Origin of the sequence: Gryllotalpicola sp., assembly GCF_027352875.1 — a bacterium.
Lineage (GTDB): Bacteria > Actinomycetota > Actinomycetes > Actinomycetales > Microbacteriaceae > Gryllotalpicola.
Genome location: NZ_DAIEII010000004.1, coordinates 1 through 16,240, shown reverse-complemented (window position 1 = coordinate 16,240; position 16,240 = coordinate 1). Strand labels below are relative to the sequence as shown.

The window sequence follows — 16,240 nt, the reverse complement described above, 5'->3', positions numbered from 1 at the left end:
GGCGGCCACTCCGTGTCGATTGCGGTCGAGACCGGGTGGCCGTCGTCCGCGACGATCCGGTAGTTGATCGTGAAGGTGCCATCGGTCGTGATGTCGACGGCCTGGCGGACATCGAGCCCGTCGACGGCGGCTGTGCCGGTTTCATAGTGCCGGCCCGCGCGATCCGTCACCTCGACGAGCGTGGAGTCGCCGCCGAGGTTCTGCGGGGGCTCGGCGAAGGTGATGGTCACCTGTGTGAGCGGCGTGCTCACCGTCGATCCCGGTGCGGGGTCGCTTCCGATGAAGACGTCGTGCGCGCTCGCGGAAAGCGGCACGGCGAGGGCGAGCGCGAGGCCCGCGGCGATTCCTGCGCCGGCGCGCAGGAGAGGTTTCTTGTGCATGGTGGATTTTTCCTTCTCGGGTCTGGACGCGCGGAGCGGCCGCAGCCCACGGAGGGCAGGCGGATGCGGCGGCGAAGAGCCGCGCGATGGGTTGTGTCAGTGCGCGAGAAGGAGCGGAGGCCCGCGGTGGCGCAGCCCGCCGAGCCGCGCGACGCGATCGCGCAGCGGCACGGGCGAGAAGAAGCTCGTCCGACCGACAGTCTTTCCGCCGGTCGGCTGCGCCGGGCAGCCGCGTGCTGGGGACCAGAGCGTGACCACCGCGAGCACGAATCGCGCGGCGATCCCGGCGATCCCGATCAGCACCCGCTCGCCGTGGAGCAGGGCGAGCACCACGACCAGACCTGCGATCGCATGCGCGATCCACATCGCAGGTCCGTCCGGCATGAGCATCCCGGCGCCGGGCACCGCCGTCACGGCGATGTGTTCGCCCGCATGCAGGTGGGCAGGGCCCGAGAACGCGACGCCGCCGGATGCCCCGAGCGAGAACAGCACGTGGAACACCGCCTGGCTGAACGCGACCGAGACCGCGAGGCGCCAGGCCGAGAGCCGCGGCCGTGAGACGAGCATCGTGACCGGGAGCGCGAACACGAGGCTCGCGACGATCGCGAGCGGGCCCGGCAGGCCGCCGCCCGCCGCCGCGTGCGCCGCAGCGGAGGCGATGACGCCGAAGACGGCGGCGATCAGGCCGCGCGCGAGACGCAGCCGGCGTGCGGTCATCCTCACGTCCACGCTCCGAGACTACGCGTCGGCGGCGGCCGTTAGGCTCGCGGCATGGTCGGGACTCAGGCGCGCGAGATCCTCCAGCGCGTCTGGGGCTACCCCGACTTCCGCGGCGACCAGGCCGCGATCATCGACCACGTCATCGCCGGCGGGGACGCCGTCGTGCTCATGCCCACCGGCGCCGGCAAGAGCCTCACCTACCAGGTCCCTGCGCTCGTCCGCGATGGCACCGGCGTCGTGGTGTCGCCTCTCATCGCGCTCATGCAGGACCAGGTCGACGCCCTTGCGGCGCTCGACGTCAGAGCCGCCTTCCTCAACTCGACTCAGACCCCGGCCGAGCGCTCCGCAGTGGAATCCGCCTATCTGGCCGGCGAGCTCGACCTGCTCTACATCGCGCCGGAGCGCCTCTCGACCGAGAGCGCGCAGGCGCTGCTGCGGCGGGGCCGGATCGCGTTGTTCGCCATCGACGAGGCGCACTGCGTCTCGCAGTGGGGGCACGACTTCCGGCCCGACTATCTGTGGCTGTCGCACCTCGCCGAGCTCTGGCCGGGCGTGCCGCGCATCGCGCTGACGGCGACCGCGACCGACGCGACGCGCGTCGAGATCGTGTCGCGACTGCACCTCGGCGAGGCGCGACAGTTCGTGGCGAGCTTCGACCGGCCGAACATCCAGTACCGGATCGTCCCCAAAGACGATGCCCGCGCCCAGCTGATCGACTTCATCCGCGCGCAGGCCCCCGGCTCGGCGGGCATCGTCTACGCGCTGAGCCGTGCCACCGTCGAGAAGACGGCCGAGTTCCTCGTCGGCCGGGGCATCGACGCGATGCCGTACCACGCGGGTCTCGACGCAGCGACGCGCGCAGCGACCCAGGCCCGCTTCCTCCGCGAGGACGGCGTCGTCATCGTCGCGACGATCGCGTTCGGCATGGGCATCGACAAGCCGGACGTGCGCTTCGTCGCCCACATCGACCTGCCCAAGTCGGTCGAGGGCTACTACCAGGAGACCGGCCGCGCCGGCCGCGACGGCGAGCCTGCGGTGGCCTGGCTCGCCTACGGGCTCAACGACGTCGTGCAGCAGCGGCGTTTCATCGAGCAGGGGGGCGCCGACGAGTACCACCGGCGGCTGCAGTCCCAGCACCTCGACGCCATGCTCGCGCTCTGCGAGACCGTGGAGTGCCGTCGCGTCAATCTGCTGCAGTACTTCGGTCAGCACTCGGAACCCTGCGGGAACTGCGACACCTGCCTCGAGGCACCCGAGAAGTGGGATGGCACGGTCGCCGCCCAGAAGCTGCTCTCGACGGTGGTGCGGCTCGAGCGCGAGCGCGGCCAGCGCTACGGGGCCGGCCATCTCATCGCCATCCTGCGCGGTACGCCCAACGAGCGCACGACGGCGCGGCACCACGACGAGCTCGCCACCTGGGGCATCGGCGCCGATCTCTCCGAGGCGCAGTGGCGTTCGGTAGTGCGGCAGCTGCTCGCCCAGGGACTGCTGCGGGTCGTCGACGAACACGGCGCACTGACGATCACCGAATCCTCGACGGACGTGCTGCGCGGCGGACGCGAGGTGCTGCTGCGCCGCGACGTGGTGCACGCCGAGCGCCGTGCCAAGACCGTCCGCGCGAATGCACCCGCCGACCTCCCCGCCGAGGCGCAGCCGCTCTTCCAGGCGCTGCGGGAATGGCGCGCGCAGCAGGCGCGCGAGCAGGGGGTGCCGGCCTACATCGTCTTCGGCGACGCGACGCTCAAGGCGGTGGCCGCCGCCCGCCCGCACAGCATTGAGGCGCTGAGCGGCATCACGGGCGTCGGCCAGGCGAAGCTCGCGCAGTACGGCGAGGCGGTGCTCGCCGTGGTGGGATCCGACGACGCCGCGGAACCTCTCGCCGAACCGGCGTTGTAGATCGGGCACCGCGCGCGGCGCGCCGGGGTCAGGTCGTAAGACGCTCTGCGAGGCGGCGGCTTCGCCGCCGCCGTACGCCTGGACTCGAAAAGCCGACTGCGGTCGCGCCGGGCAGGGACCGGCGCGCCAACAGGCTCAGAAGTTGATCATGTGGCCCGTGAGGCCGTGGAACGCTTCCTGCAGTGCCTCCGACAGCGTCGGGTGGGTGTGCACGTTGCGGGCCAGTTCCGCGGCGCCGAGGTCCCACTTCCGGGCGAGGGTCAACTCGGGCAGCAGCTCTGAGACGTCCGGGCCGATGAGGTGGCCGCCGATGAGCTCGAGGTGCTTCCGGTCGGCGACGAGCTTGACGAAGCCGGCGGTCTCGCCGAGGCCGTGCGCCTTGCCGTTCGCGGAGAACGGGAATGTCGCGGTGATGACGTCGTAGCCCTCATCCACCGCCTGCTTCTCGGTGAGGCCGAAGGAGGCGACCTGCGGCGAGAAGAACGTCGCGCGCGGCATGTTGCGGTAGTCGCCGAGGGTCATCGTCTCGGCGCCCGCGATGGTCTCGGCGGCCACGACGCCCTGCGCTTCGGCCACGTGGGCGAGCTGCAGCTTGGCGGTGACATCGCCGACGGCGTAGATGTGCGGCACGGTGGTGCGCATGTAGTCGTCGATCGCGATGGCGCCGCGTTCGGTGAGCTGCACGCCGGTCGACTCGAGGCCGTAGCCGTCGACGTTCGGCGCGAAGCCGACCGAGACGAGCACGCGGTCGGCGACCTTCGAGCCCTGCGAGCCGTCCGCCGCCGTATAGGTCACGGTGACGGAGGTGCCGTTGTCGACCACCGTCTCGACCTTCGTCGAGGTGAGGATCTCGACGCCGAGCTTCTTGAACTGCTTCGAGACCTCTTTCGAGACGTCCGCGTCCTCGTTGGGGAGCGGGCGGTCGAGGAACTCGATGACGCTGACCTCGACGCCGTAGTTCTTGAGCACGTAGCTGAACTCGAGGCCGATGGCGCCCGCGCCGATGACGACGATGCTCTTCGGCAGGTCGCGGCTGAGGATCTGCTTCTCGAAGTTCACGACGTTGTCGGAGAACACGACGCCGGGCAGGGTGCGCACCGAGGCGCCGGTGGCGATGATGGCGTTCGCGAACGAGATGAGCTCGGCGGTGCCGTCCGCCTTCGCGACCTCGATGGTGTTCGGGTCGATGAAGCGGCCGCGACCGTCGTACTCGGTGATCTTGTTCTTCTTCATGAGGAAGTGCACGCCCTTGACGCGCCCGTCGGCGACCTCGCGGGAGCGGTCGAACGCCGTGCCGAAGTCGAAGTTCGCCTCGCCGGAGATGCCGAAGTAGTCGGCCTGCGCGTGAAAGATGTGGGCGAGCTCGGCGTTGCGCAGCAGCGCCTTCGAGGGGATGCAGCCGACGTTGAGGCACACGCCGCCCCAGTATTTTTCTTCGATTACGGCCGTCGAGAGACCGAGTTGAGCAGCCCTGATCGCCGCGACATAACCGCCGGGGCCGGCTCCGAGAACAACGACGTCATAGTGTGCAGTCACGGCTCCCTAGCCTAGTCGCGGCGTGTGCACGTACCCTGCCCGCCTGGCTGAGCCGCCCGACGGGACGGGCTGTTACGCGACGATGTACAGCTTGCGCAGCGCCACGCTCACGCGCCAGATCGCGTGCTGGCCGTCCGTGAGGCGGAACACGACCCCCGGCACGAGTTCGAGCACCGACCCGTCGTCGAACTCGACGCTGCCGCGACCTGCGACGACGATGGACACCTCGGCCGCCTCGACATCGCGCAGGCTGCCTGGAGTCATGACCCAGACGCCGACCTCGGCCCCGGCGACCTCGCCGAGGGCGGTCGACCCGGTCGCCGGCGATCCGTCGATGACGACCGAGGCATCGGCATCCTCGAGGTCGATCTCGATGTCGTTGAGCCCCTCGAGGTTGCCGAGGGCGCGGACGAGGGCGAGGTCTGCGGCGGTGCTCATGCCCAGAGGGTACCGCCCGATGCGACCCGCCGCGCCGACCGATCCGCCACGATAGAAGGGTGACCGTCGGCGCGTACCTTGGCCTGCTCGGCGCCGCGATCGCGCTCGCGATCATCCCCGGCCCCGACACGATGCTCACGCTGCGCTACGCCATGCGCGGCCGCCGTCCCGGCATCCTCGCCGCCGCCGGCGCCACGACCTCGATGCTCGTCTGGGGGCTGCTCGCAGCGATCGGCGTCGTCGCCGTGCTGCGCGCGTCCGCCCTCGCGTACGGCGTGCTCACCCTGCTCGGCGGCGGCTACATCGTCTACCTCGGAGTGCGACTGGTCGCCGGAGGCCTCGCCGTGCTCAGGGTGCATGCCGTGGCCGCGGGCGAGGCCGGCGTCGAGGCGATCGTCGGCGACCCGGATGCCGCGCGCGCCGGGTCCGGGCGATCCGCCCGCCGCTGGCTCGACTTCGGCGGCCCTTACCTCGCCGGCGCGCTGAGCTGCATCACCAACCCGAAGGTCGGCATCTTCTTCCTCGCGCTCTTCCCCGAGTTCGTACCGGCGGGGGCGAGCTGGTACTTCGTCGCCGGTGTGCTCGGCGGAACCTGCGCCGCCTGCGGCCTCGTCTACCTGCTCACCGTCGTCTTCGTCGCCGACGCCGTCAACCGCTGGCTGGCACGCCCCACCGTGACCGCGGTCATCGAAGCATGCTCGGGGCTGGTGCTGACGGCGCTGGGATTGCTCGTCCTCATCCCCGCGATCGCGGCGATCACGACGGGGCGGCCGGTCTGAGATCAGGCAGTTGCGGCCGGTCCCGGTTCGAACGGGGCGGAAGCGCCCAGGTCGAGCGCAAACAGCTAGCCTCGCGCCAGCGCGGCGACCTCGTCGGCGCAGCCGTACGCCACGGTCACCCCGCTGCCGCCGTGGCCGTAATTGTGGATGACGTCGCCGATGCGCTCCAGACGCACGGCGTCGCGACCCGGGCGCAGCCCGACCGCGCGGCTCGTCACGGGCGATCCGGCGAGCTCCGGCTTGAGCGCGATCGCGCGCTCGAGCAGCGTCGCCTCGAGCGCCGGATCGGGCTCGAGGGACGTCGCCCCGACGACGTGCGTGCCGCCGATGATGATCTCGTCGATGCGCGGGATGACGTAGGTCGTCACCTCCGCATCCTCATAAGACGCCCAGCCGATGCCCCCGGGGTTGGCCACGCGCACAGTCTGGCCCTGGATGGGGTACATCCCGGAGCCCGGCACGAGGGCGCCCGTCTCGAGGCCGGTAGCCAGCACGACGAGGTCGGCGAGGGCGGCCGCCTCGTCCACCGAGGACACGGCGCGACGCTCCTCGACGACGCCCGCTGCGGCGCCCTGCTTCTGCAGCCACGGCAGGTGCCTGCTCATGTCGATGCACGGCAGCGTCGCCGTCGCGGCGCGCTTCGCCCCCGCGGGGCCGCCCGCGCGCCCCGCGACGATCTCGACGTCCCCGGCGCCTTCGATCCAGCGCAGGTCGGGCTCGTCCACCGCATACCAGACGGTGCCGCGCAGCAGCTGCACCCCGGTCGCCTGCGGGTCGGTCGCAAGGGGAACGAGCCGGTCGAAGGTGGCGCGACCCCAGGCGACGAGCTTGTCCATGGGCTCGGCGTAGACCGGCATCCAGACCGCCCCGGCGAGGATCGAGGTCGTGTCGGCGGGGTCGTCCTTCGAGACGAGGGTGACCCGGTGCCCCTGCCGGGCGAGGGCGAGTGCGGAGGTGCGGCCGATGACGCCGCCGCCGATGACGACGACCGACGGCAGGCTCATGCCCAGATCGTTTCATGGCGAGATTTCCGGGTTATGACGCGGTCGCCTAGCCTGGTGTGAATGCCTGAGAACCCGCCTGCGCCCGCGACGGTGATCGTCGTCTGCGGCGCGTCGGGCGCCGGGAAGACCCGGGCCGCGACCGCCCTGGCGGCGCATTACGGCCTGCCGCTGGGCGAAGCGGACGACATCGTCCTCGCCCTTTCGGCTGTGACGACTCGCGACCAGCAGCCCGAGCTCCACTACTGGGAGACGCATCCCGCGGCGCGGGCGTGGGAGCCCGAGCGCATCGCCGATCTCCACATGCGGGTGGCCGAGTCGCTGCGCCCGGCGTTCCGCGCGGTGCTCGACGATCGGCTGGCGTTCCGCCGCGCCTCGGTGTTCGAGGGCGACTACCTCACACCCGAGATGGTCGTCGGCGTGCCCGGTGTCGTCGCGGTCGTGCTCGACGAGCCCTCGGCGGACCAGTACGTCGCCAACTTCCTCGCTCGCGAGCCGGATTCCGGAATCCAGCGGCACCGCGCCGAGGTGAGCGCCTTCATCAACGCGCGCCTCGTCGAGCAGGCGCGGCGCACGGGCGCCCTCGTCGTGCCGGCCCGGCCGTGGGAGTCTCAGCTCGAACGCCTCGACGCCGCGCTGCACCGCGACTAGACGGCGGCGCGAGCGCGCCCCGGGGGCGGTCGCCCTCACGGCGGCGAGCGGTGTCCCACTTAAAGTCATCTACGCATAAACAGAACACAAGTGTTACTGTTTCTTCGACCATAACCGTGAGAGGGAGGTGGTCGTGGTGGCTCCGAACGCGACCCTCGCCGTGTCGACGGTGATCTTCGCGCTGCGTCCGACCGATGATCCGGGGGCGGAGAGCCGCGCCCGCTCCCTGTGGATTCCGCTCGTGCGGCGTCTTCGCAATCCGTTCGACAACTTCTGGGCGCTGCCGGGAGGGCCGCTGCCGGCCGAACTCGACCTGCGCGACGCGGCGGCGAAGACCGTCGAGGCCGTGCTCGGCTTCGCGCCGCGCTACCTCGAGCAGCTCTACGCCTTCGGCGATGTCGATCGCTCGGGCACCTCCGGGGAGCGGGTGGTGTCGATCGTGTACTGGGCGCTCGTTGGCGATGCCGAGGCTCGGCGGGCTCGGCTCGGGCAGAACGTGCGCTGGCTGCGCGCCGACCGGCTGCCGACCCTCGCCTTCGACCACAATGCGATCGTCGACTACGCGCTGTGGCGGCTGCGCAACAAGGTCGAATACGCGCCGCTCGCCCAGGCCTTCATCGACGAGCCGTTCACCATCACGCAGCTTCGCGAGGTGCATGAGGCGGTGCTCGGCCGTCGGCTCGATCCGGCGAACTTCCGCCGCCAGCTCGCCGCTGCCGGCGGCCTCGTCGATACCGGCGAGCACCTCGCCGGAACGCCGCACCGGCCGCCGCGGCTCTACCGTTTCGACCCCGCGGCCCACCGCATCGACCAGGGACCGCTCGCAGGTCCCGGAAGGAGTCCGTCATGACCGTGCTCAAGGATCGCGCCGAGGCATCCGTCGCGCGCGCCATCGCCGGGATCGGAAACGGCACCCTCGCCGGCGAGACCTGCGCACCGGAGCTCGCGGCCGCACCGTGGATCGTCGACCTCGGCGTGCCCGGCTACGGCCCGGGCGCGTCCAAGAACGATGTCCTGCCGGCGGGCAGCCCGAGCCAGGGTCAGCTGCCGGCGCGCTACCGCGAGGCCGACGATGCCGAGCTGGGCGAGTGGATCGCCGCCGCGAGGGCCCGGCTCGGCGACCGCGTCGCCGTGATGGGCCACTTCTACCAGCGCGACGAGGTGATCCAGTACGCCGACTTCGTGGGCGACTCCTTCCAGCTCGCCCGCGCCGCTCGCGAGCTGCCGCGCGCCGAGGCGATCGTGTTCTGCGGCGTGCACTTCATGGCGGAGACCGCCGACATCCTCACCGGGCCCGAGCAGCGGGTGATCCTGCCGAACCTCGCCGCCGGCTGCTCCATGGCCGACATGGCCGACATCGATTCGGTCGAGGACTGCTGGGAGCAGCTCGTCGAGCTCTTCGGGGACGCCCCCGACGCCGAGGGACTCGTGCCCGTCATCCCGGTCACGTACATGAACTCGTCGGCCGCGCTGAAGGCGTTCTGCGGCGCGCACGGCGGCATCGTGTGCACCTCCTCGAACGCGCAGGCCGTGCTCGAATGGGCGTTCGCGCGCGGGCGACGGGTGCTCTTCTTCCCCGACCAGCACCTCGGGCGCAACACCGCCAAGGCCATGGGCGTGCCGCTCGCGCAGATGCCATTGTGGAACCCGCGTGGTGCCCACGGCGGACTCGCGGATGCCGAACTCGAGTCCGCCCGCGTCATCCTGTGGAACGGCTTCTGCTCGGTGCACAAGCGCTTCTCGGTCGCGCAGATCGATGCCGCGCGGGCCGCGCACCCCGGCGTGCGGGTCATCGTGCACCCGGAGTGCTCCATGGAGGTCGTCGATGCGGCCGACGAGTACGGCTCCACCGACTACATCGCGAAGGCGATCGCGGCCGCACCCGCCGGCTCCGCGTTCGCCATCGGCACCGAGATCAACCTCGTCAGACGGCTGGCCGCCGAGTTCCCGCAGCACGAGATCTTCTGCCTCGACTCGGTGATCTGCCCCTGCTCGACCATGTACCGCATCCACCCCGCCTACGTGGCCTGGGTGCTCGAAGGCCTCGTCGAGGGGCGGGTCGTGAACCGGATCGCGGTCGACGAGCGGGTCGCCGCCGACGCCCGCGTCGCGCTCGAGCGGATGCTCGCGGTGCGGCCCGACACGACGATGGCGGCGTGAGGCCCGGCATGCGCGTGATCGTCGTCGGCAGCGGGCTCGCCGGGCTGATGGCCGCCCTCGAGGCGGCCACCGGCGCCGAGGTGCTGCTCATCAGCAAAGGGGCTCTTGCCGAGGCGAACACGGCGTATGCGCAGGGCGGCGTCGCGGTGTCGCTGTGGCCGGACGACTCACCGGCGGCCCACTCCGCCGACACCGTGCGCGCCGGCGCCGGCCTCTGCGACCCCGCGGCGGTCGCGGTGCTCACCGAGGAGGGGCCGGAACGGGTGCGGCAGCTCATCGCCCTCGGGGCCCGCTTCGATCGCGACGGCGCGCAGCTCGCACGCGGGCTCGAAGCGGCCCACTCCGCCGCGCGCATCGTGCACGCCGGCGGCGACGCGACCGGCGCCGAGATCGAGCGTGCACTGATCGCCCGGGTGACGGACGATCCCCGGATCGCGATCCGAGAGCGCACCGCGCTCGCCGAGCTGCTCCGCGATTCGCCGCCAGGCGGCTCGGTGCCGCGCGTCATCGGCGTCGAGCTGGCCGACGGCACCCGCGAGTACGCCGACGCGGTGATCCTCGCCACCGGCGGAGCCGGCCAGTTGTTCGCCCACACCACCAATCCCGCCGTGGCAACCGGGGATGGCGTCGCAGCCGCCTGGCGGGCCGGGGCCGTCCTCGCCGACGCGGAGTTCTATCAGTTCCATCCCACGGCGCTCGCGGTGCCCGGCTCCTTCCTCATCTCCGAGGCGGTTCGCGGCGAGGGCGCCGTGCTGCGCAACGCGGACGGCGAGCGGTTCATGACCGACGCGCACCCTGACGCCGAGCTCGCTCCGCGCGACGTCGTCGCTCGCGCCATCGCCGTGGAGATGGCCGCGCAGGACGGCCGGCCGGTCGTGCTCGATGCCACCGCGCTCGGCGCGGCGCGGCTCGCCCGCCGTTTCCCGACCATCGACCGCGTCGTGCGCCGGGCGGGGTTCGACTGGTCGCGCGAGCCGGTCCCCGTGACCCCGGCCGCCCACTACTGGATGGGCGGCATCGCGACCGATCTTCGGGGCCGGACCAGTCTGTCCGGGCTGTGGGCGGCCGGTGAGTGCGCCGCCACCGGTGTGCACGGCGCCAATCGGCTCGCCTCCAACTCGTTGCTCGAGGCTGCGGTGTTCGGTGTGCGCGCCGGCCGTGATGCGGTGCGGGCGTCCGACAACCCCACCCCTGGCCTGCGTACCGGGCAAGACGATGTCGTCCACTCCACGGCGCCGGCCGTCGGGTCGTCGGGGCGGCTCGCACGCCACGAGCTCCAACGGCTGATGTGGCGGCAGGTCGGGCTGCAGCGCTCCGGGGAGGGGCTGCGGCAGGCGGCATCCGTCCTCGACGGCGCGACCGGGGCGAACCTCGAGGATCGCAACCTTCTCGATGTCGCCCGGGTCGTGGTCGCTGCCGCGCTCGCGCGCGAGGAATCCCGCGGCGCGCACTACCGCAGCGACTTCCCCGTCGCGCGTGCCGAGTTCGCTCGCCGCTCGAGCTGTTCTCGTGAGACGGCGCCGGCATGCTGACCGCGCACCAGATCGATCAGGTCGTCGCGGCCGCCCTCGTCGAGGATGCGCCGTGGGGCGATGCGACGAGCGCCGCGATCATCCCGGCGGCTGCGACCGCGACCGCTCGACTAGTACCGCGTGAGGCGGGCGTGCTCAGCGGCGGCGAGGTCTTCGCTGCGGCGATGCGGTTGACGGATTCCGCGATCGTGGTCGACCTGGCCGTCTCGGACGGCACCGCCTTCCGACCGGGGGATGCCCTCGCCGAGGTCACCGGTCCGGCGCGGTCGGTGCTGCAGGCCGAGCGGGTCGCTCTGAACTTCGTGCAGCGCATGAGCGGCATCGCCACGCTCACCGCCCGCTACGTGGTCGAGACGGCCGGAACCCGGGCGCGCATCGTCGACACGCGCAAGACCACGCCGGGGCTGCGCGCTTTCGAACGCCACGCGGTGATCAGCGGCGGGGGCCGCAATCACCGCTTCTCGCTGTCCGACGCCGTGCTCGCGAAGGACAACCATCTGGCGCTGCTCACCGCCGGCGGCCGGTCGCTGACGGAGGTGCTGCGCGAGGTGCGCTCGAGCCTCGGCCACACGATGCGTTTCGAGGTGGAGGTCGACCGCGTCGACCAGATTGCGCCGGTGCTCGCCGCCGGCGTCGACACGATCATGCTCGACAACTTCGCGCTGCCCGAGCTGCGCGAGGCCGTCGCGCTGATCGGCGGCCGTGCGATCGTCGAAGCCTCCGGCGGCGTGAACCTCGAGACCGTGCGCGCCATCGCCGAGACCGGCGTCGATCTGATCTCGGTCGGCGCGCTCACCCACAGCGCCCGTGCGATCGACCTCGGCCTGGACGTGGTGCTCGCGCCGTGATCTTCCTCGACGCGGCGGCGACCACCCCGGTTCGGCCTGAGGCCCTGCAGGCCGCCTGGCCGCACCTCACGGGACTGTCCGGCAACCCGTCGAGCGTCCACGAGCCGGGTCTGGCGGCCGCCGGCGCGCTCGCGGCGGCGCGTGCCGGGGTGGCGCGTTTTCTCGGCTGTCGACCCGGTGAGGTCGTCTTCACCTCCGGCGGAACCGAGGGCGCGAACGTCGCGATCAAGGGTCTCGCGCTCGCGAATCCGCGCGGTCGGCAGGTGGTGACCTCCCGGCTGGAGCACGAGGCGGTGCTCCAGTCGGCCGACTACCTGCGCCGTGTGCACGGCTTCGCCGTCGACTACGTCGAGCCGGATGCCGACGGCCTGGTCGATCCCGCCGCGCTCCGGAGGGCGCTGCGCTCCGACACGACCCTGGTGACGATCGGCTTCGCGAACAACGAGGTCGGGACCGTCCAGGACATCGGTGCTCTCGCCGCCGTCGCGCACGGGGTGGGCGCGCTGTTCCACACCGACGCCGTGCAGGCCGCCCCCGAGCTGCCGATCGACGTCGCCGCGCTCGGGGTCGACGCGCTGTCGTTCTCGGGTCACAAGCTCGGCGCTCCCCAGGGCTCGGGCGCGGTCTTCGTGCGCGGCCGTCTCGCGCTGGAGCCGCTCCTGCACGGCGGAGGTCAGGAGCGCGGCCGCCGCTCGGGAACCGAGAACGTCGCCTGGGCGGTCGCGTTGCAGACGGCGTGCGCGCTGACGGCCGGCGAGTTCGCTGCGCAGGCGCGGCGGGCGGATGCGATTCCGGTTGGTGCGGCGTCCCGCGACGGATTCATCGCGGCGGTGCTCGCCGCCGTGCCGGGCGCGGCTCTCACCGGGCATCCGTCGCGGCGTCTCGCACGCCACGCGTCATTCGTCGTGCCCGGCGTGAACGGCGAGACGGTGCTGCTCGAACTCGAGCGTCGTGGCGTGATCGCCTCGAGCGGATCGGCGTGCGCGGCAGGATCGACCGAGCCGTCGCACGTGCTCACCGCGCTCGGATACGACGAGGACGCGGCGCGGACCGCGCTGCGGTTCTCCTGGACTGCGGACACCGGCGACCGCGAACTCGCACTGGCAGCCGATGCGGTGCGGGAGGCGGTCGCCGCGGTGCGGGGGCACTCTGCGCAGGGGCTGCCCCGCTGAACGGTGGCTCCGACGGGCGTTGATCCCGTGACCTCACGGTTTTCAGTGAGTCGGGACCGAAATCGCACTGTATCTTATGACGGCGGCTTGCTTCTGACCAGGCATTTTCCTGGATAGTCGCAGTTGCTCGCAGCTGGTTCAGCGGGCGGAAATGGCCCGGATATGGCCCAAGATCGGGTGGGGTTCCTCGATGGGCTCGGGTGGAGGTTCCCCGGTCTGGATATTCGATTTTTTCGTTTCGTCCACGTAGAATGGGTGCCATGAGCGCCTCGACCGACACACCACGCGGTGCCCGCAAGGCACAGACCTACCTCCCCGAGGCCAACGCCCGCGAGGAGATTCTCGACTTCGCCGAGTTGATGCGCGAACTCGAGGTCTATCTTGCGCAGAACTTGTCCAAGGCTGCGCTCGTCGACCCCCAGGGCAAGGCCCGCCCCATCCCGGACGAGATCTTCCGCATCCTCGACCAGGTGACGAATGCGCTTGCCGCGGGTCAGGGCATCACGATCGTGCCGCAGGGCATGACCATGACGACGCAGCAGGCTGCGGACTTCCTCGGCATCAGCCGCCCGACCCTGGTCCGCCTGCTGGAGGCCGGCGATATCGCTTACGACAAGCCCGGCCGTCATCGCCGTGTCCGGCTGGAGGATCTTGTCGCCTACCAGGCGAAGTTCCGCGGTGAGCGTCGCGCCGCTCTGCGCGGGTTGCAGCGCGCCAGCCTCGGGGCGAAGGTTCAGGTCGGCAACCCGACCGACGTGAAGCGCCTTGCGGAGTTCGACGCTGAGTGAGCTTTCCCGCCTTCTTCGACACGAACGTCCTCTACCGGGCGTTGCTCAACGACTTCATCCTTGAGCTCGCCGACCGCGGTCTCTTCCGACCGCTGTGGTCAAAGGACGTGTTGTTTGAACTGTCGAAGAACCTCGTCGAGAACGGCGAGGATCCGGCACTCGTAGAGAAGCGCGTCGGCACGATGGAGCGCTATTTTTCGGGCGCGCTGGTCACCGGCTACGAAGGTCGAGTACGGCGAGCTGGCGCAGTCGTATCCGCCAGCGCGTCGCGACCTCGACACCCGGGACACCCGAACGGCTCGCCGCCGCGGTCGGTCCTGGCCTCGACGTCACCGAGCCACCGAGTCGCGATCGAGACCGCCTCCGTGTCGCGATCAGCTTCCGGAGCGCCGTCAGCCCGTATGTCGAGGATCGTGGCCACGGGTTGCAGCGGATCGCTGAGCTTTGCGAATCTCGGGAGGCCGGCGACTCTCCGGTTTCACGGTCGACGCATCTCCGGGTTCGAGAACGACCGATTTCCGGTTTCGACACTGACCAATCTCCGGTTTCGGCACGCGAGCGGATACGCTGAACGACATGGTGAAGTACCGCCCACGGGTCGCAGACGCTGAGCTGCAGGACTTCATGCGCATCGTGGGCGCCGTCCTGATCGACGGGCCGAAGGCGGTCGGGAAGACGGCTACGGCCTCGCAGGTCGCGAACACGGTGCTCCGGGTGGACATTGACCCCGTGGCGCAGGCGGCGCTGAAGACACAGCCGGACCGACTCTTCGAGTACCCCACGCCGATCCTGTTCGATGAGTGGCAGGAGAGCGAACCGCTATGGAATCTCGTCCGCCATGCCGTGGATGACCACGAGGGACACGGCCTCTATCTGCTCACCGGGTCAGCCAGACCGCGGGACACCGCCAAGATGCACTCCGGGGCGGGAAGAATCGGTCGGCTGCGGATGCGGCCCATGTCGCTGTTCGAGTCAGGGCATTCGACCGGTGCCGTGAGCCTCGCGGGGCTGCTGCACGGCGAAGATCCGACGAGTGCCCCTGCTGTGCTCACAGTGCCGCAGTTGCTGGAGCGGATAGTCGTCGGCGGCTGGCCGGAGGCGATCGAACTCCATGAGCGAGATGCGCGGAACTGGGTCGCCAGCTACCTCCGAAACCTCGGCGAGACGGACATCCCTGGGATGGGTCCGCGGCGGAATCCTGGCAACATCGCACGCCTGCTCGCTTCGCTCGGGCGCGCTGTCGGGACGCCGCTCAATCGCACGGCGCTCGCGGCTGAGGTCGGGGGTCAGGGCGGGCCGGTCGATGACAGCACCTTGACCAACTACCTCACTGCGCTCGATCGCCTGATGCTGATCGAGCCGCTCGAGGCGTGGCAGCCGCACATGCGCTCGCGTGCTCGCCTGCGGACGACGCCCGTGCACCACTTCGTCGACCCGTCGCTGGGCGTCGGCGCGCTGGGCGTCGGAGTGCAGGACCTGCTCGCAGATCTGAACGCCGCCGGCTTCCACTTCGAGTCGCTCGCGCTCCGTGACCTGCGCATCTACGCGCAGGCGCTGGGGGTCAGGTTCTCCTCGTGGCGCGACACCAAGCTGAACCATGAGGTCGACGCGGTACTCGAGCTGCCGAACGGGCGCTGGGCCGCCTTCGAGTTCAAGCTCGGCGAGGGTGCCGTCGATGACGCAGCCGGATCGCTCACCTACTTCGCGAGCAAGGTCGACGTCGAGCGCCATGGCGAGCCCATCGCGCTCGTGGCCGTGACCGGCGGCCGATTCACCTACCGCCGGGAGGACGGGGTTCTGGTCGTACCGCTGTCTGTCCTCGGTCCTTGATCACCCGAAGAAGATCGGGTCCTCGTGACTGCCGATCCAGTAGAGCAGCGACTGCACGTTCTTCGTCGGCCGTTTGCGCTTGTACTCGTGGAACTTGAAGTTCCGGTCTCGCCAGTAGATCGCCCACTGACCGGTCGCGGCGGTGTAACGCAGTCGAGCGATCGGGAACCGAGTGTGCTGGCCGACGCCGTTCCACGGTGGGCGGATCTCAATGATGTCGACGTGTCGGGCGGACACATCGGCCTCGACCTTCGCTTGATTCCACAGGTGCTCCGGCCAGATCCCGCGGCACCACAGCTGGATGCGATCGAGGTCCGACTGGGGGAGTGCCATGGTTCCATTTTCACAGCTCGAGCAAGCTTCCCGTGGGGGCCAGCGTCCAGCGGGCGGGTGCGGAACTGCTCGACCTGCTCGTCGAGGTCGCGGGCCATGATCGGCACCTGCGACTTCGAGAGGTGGGTGATGCCCAAGGACTCAACCAGTTTCTCCATCCGCCTGGTGGAGACCCC

General features: G+C 70.7%; 17 protein-coding genes and 1 pseudogene. 11 read left to right on the top strand and 7 right to left on the bottom strand.

The window, feature by feature from the left end:
* Positions 1-380, bottom strand: a 380-nt coding sequence (locus M7D61_RS00360) for a copper resistance CopC family protein (RefSeq protein WP_298226438.1), incomplete at its 3' end; no start/stop codon positions are given.
* A 96-nt stretch (positions 381-476) separates the two neighbouring features.
* Positions 477-1,109, bottom strand: coding sequence for a hypothetical protein (locus M7D61_RS00355; protein WP_298226436.1), 633 nt, complete (start codon positions 1,107-1,109; stop codon positions 477-479).
* 42 nt (positions 1,110-1,151) lie between these two features.
* Here M7D61_RS00355 and recQ point away from each other — a divergent pair, with 42 nt between their 5' ends.
* The gene (gene recQ / locus M7D61_RS00350; RefSeq protein ID WP_298226434.1) at positions 1,152-2,996 is read left to right on the top strand and encodes a DNA helicase RecQ; all 1,845 of its coding nucleotides are present in this window, start codon (positions 1,152-1,154) and stop codon (positions 2,994-2,996) included.
* Between the two features lie 135 nt (positions 2,997-3,131).
* Here recQ and lpdA read toward each other — a convergent pair whose 3' ends face one another.
* Both lpdA and M7D61_RS00340 read right to left on the bottom strand, forming a co-directional pair.
* Positions 3,132-4,532: a dihydrolipoyl dehydrogenase gene (lpdA, locus tag M7D61_RS00345; RefSeq protein WP_298226431.1), complete on the bottom strand. Its 1,401-nt coding sequence runs from the start codon at positions 4,530-4,532 to the stop codon at positions 3,132-3,134.
* Positions 4,533-4,604: 72 nt separating this feature from the next.
* Complete coding sequence (locus M7D61_RS00340; RefSeq protein ID WP_298226429.1) at positions 4,605-4,970, bottom strand: cupin domain-containing protein; 366 nt, start codon at positions 4,968-4,970, stop codon at positions 4,605-4,607.
* A gap of 59 nt (positions 4,971-5,029) precedes the next feature.
* Between M7D61_RS00340 and M7D61_RS00335 the strand changes: the two genes are divergently transcribed.
* Entirely contained in the window at positions 5,030-5,749 is a 720-nt protein-coding gene (locus M7D61_RS00335; protein ID WP_298226427.1) for a LysE family translocator, read from the top strand.
* Positions 5,750-5,814: 65 nt separating this feature from the next.
* Here the strand turns inward: M7D61_RS00335 and M7D61_RS00330 are convergent, their stop codons facing one another.
* On the bottom strand, positions 5,815-6,753 hold the full coding sequence (locus tag M7D61_RS00330) for an FAD-dependent oxidoreductase (RefSeq protein WP_298226425.1): 939 nt from the start codon (positions 6,751-6,753) through the stop codon (positions 5,815-5,817).
* A 60-nt stretch (positions 6,754-6,813) separates the two neighbouring features.
* On the opposite strand from M7D61_RS00330, the gene M7D61_RS00325 reads away from it, so the two are divergent.
* From M7D61_RS00325 to M7D61_RS00285, 9 genes are all read left to right on the top strand, one after another.
* Positions 6,814-7,401 carry a hypothetical protein gene (locus M7D61_RS00325; RefSeq protein WP_298226423.1) on the top strand — a complete coding sequence of 196 codons (588 nt, stop codon included), beginning with the start codon at positions 6,814-6,816 and terminating at the stop codon, positions 7,399-7,401.
* A gap of 133 nt (positions 7,402-7,534) precedes the next feature.
* The gene (locus tag M7D61_RS00320; RefSeq protein WP_298226420.1) at positions 7,535-8,251 is read left to right on the top strand and encodes an NUDIX hydrolase; all 717 of its coding nucleotides are present in this window, start codon (positions 7,535-7,537) and stop codon (positions 8,249-8,251) included.
* Positions 8,248-9,561 carry a quinolinate synthase NadA gene (gene nadA / locus M7D61_RS00315; RefSeq protein ID WP_298226418.1) on the top strand — a complete coding sequence of 438 codons (1,314 nt, stop codon included), beginning with the start codon at positions 8,248-8,250 and terminating at the stop codon, positions 9,559-9,561. The genes M7D61_RS00320 and nadA overlap by 4 nt, the downstream gene beginning before the upstream one ends.
* Before the next feature lie 8 nt (positions 9,562-9,569).
* Positions 9,570-11,093, top strand: coding sequence for an L-aspartate oxidase (locus tag M7D61_RS00310; RefSeq protein ID WP_298226440.1), 1,524 nt, complete (start codon positions 9,570-9,572; stop codon positions 11,091-11,093).
* Positions 11,087-11,941 (top strand): carboxylating nicotinate-nucleotide diphosphorylase, encoded by an 855-nt coding sequence (gene nadC / locus M7D61_RS00305; RefSeq protein WP_298226416.1) that lies wholly within the window; start codon positions 11,087-11,089, stop codon positions 11,939-11,941. The genes M7D61_RS00310 and nadC overlap by 7 nt, the downstream gene beginning before the upstream one ends.
* Positions 11,938-13,113: a cysteine desulfurase family protein gene (locus M7D61_RS00300; RefSeq protein ID WP_298226414.1), complete on the top strand. Its 1,176-nt coding sequence runs from the start codon at positions 11,938-11,940 to the stop codon at positions 13,111-13,113. Before nadC ends, M7D61_RS00300 begins: the two co-directional genes overlap by 4 nt.
* A gap of 260 nt (positions 13,114-13,373) precedes the next feature.
* On the top strand, positions 13,374-13,901 hold the full coding sequence (locus tag M7D61_RS00295; RefSeq protein ID WP_298226411.1) for a helix-turn-helix domain-containing protein: 528 nt from the start codon (positions 13,374-13,376) through the stop codon (positions 13,899-13,901).
* Entirely contained in the window at positions 13,898-14,512 is a 615-nt protein-coding gene (locus tag M7D61_RS00290; protein ID WP_298226409.1) for a PIN domain-containing protein, read from the top strand. Before M7D61_RS00295 ends, M7D61_RS00290 begins: the two co-directional genes overlap by 4 nt.
* A complete protein-coding gene (locus tag M7D61_RS00285) occupies positions 14,478-15,731 on the top strand; it encodes a DUF4143 domain-containing protein (RefSeq protein ID WP_298226408.1) in 1,254 nt (417 codons plus the stop codon). Before M7D61_RS00290 ends, M7D61_RS00285 begins: the two co-directional genes overlap by 35 nt.
* Here M7D61_RS00285 and M7D61_RS00280 read toward each other — a convergent pair whose 3' ends face one another.
* Positions 15,732-16,064 (bottom strand): DUF3024 domain-containing protein, encoded by a 333-nt coding sequence (locus M7D61_RS00280; RefSeq protein WP_298226406.1) that lies wholly within the window; start codon positions 16,062-16,064, stop codon positions 15,732-15,734.
* A 35-nt stretch (positions 16,065-16,099) separates the two neighbouring features.
* Positions 16,100-16,240, bottom strand: a pseudogene (locus M7D61_RS00275) (transposase); the annotation flags it as partial.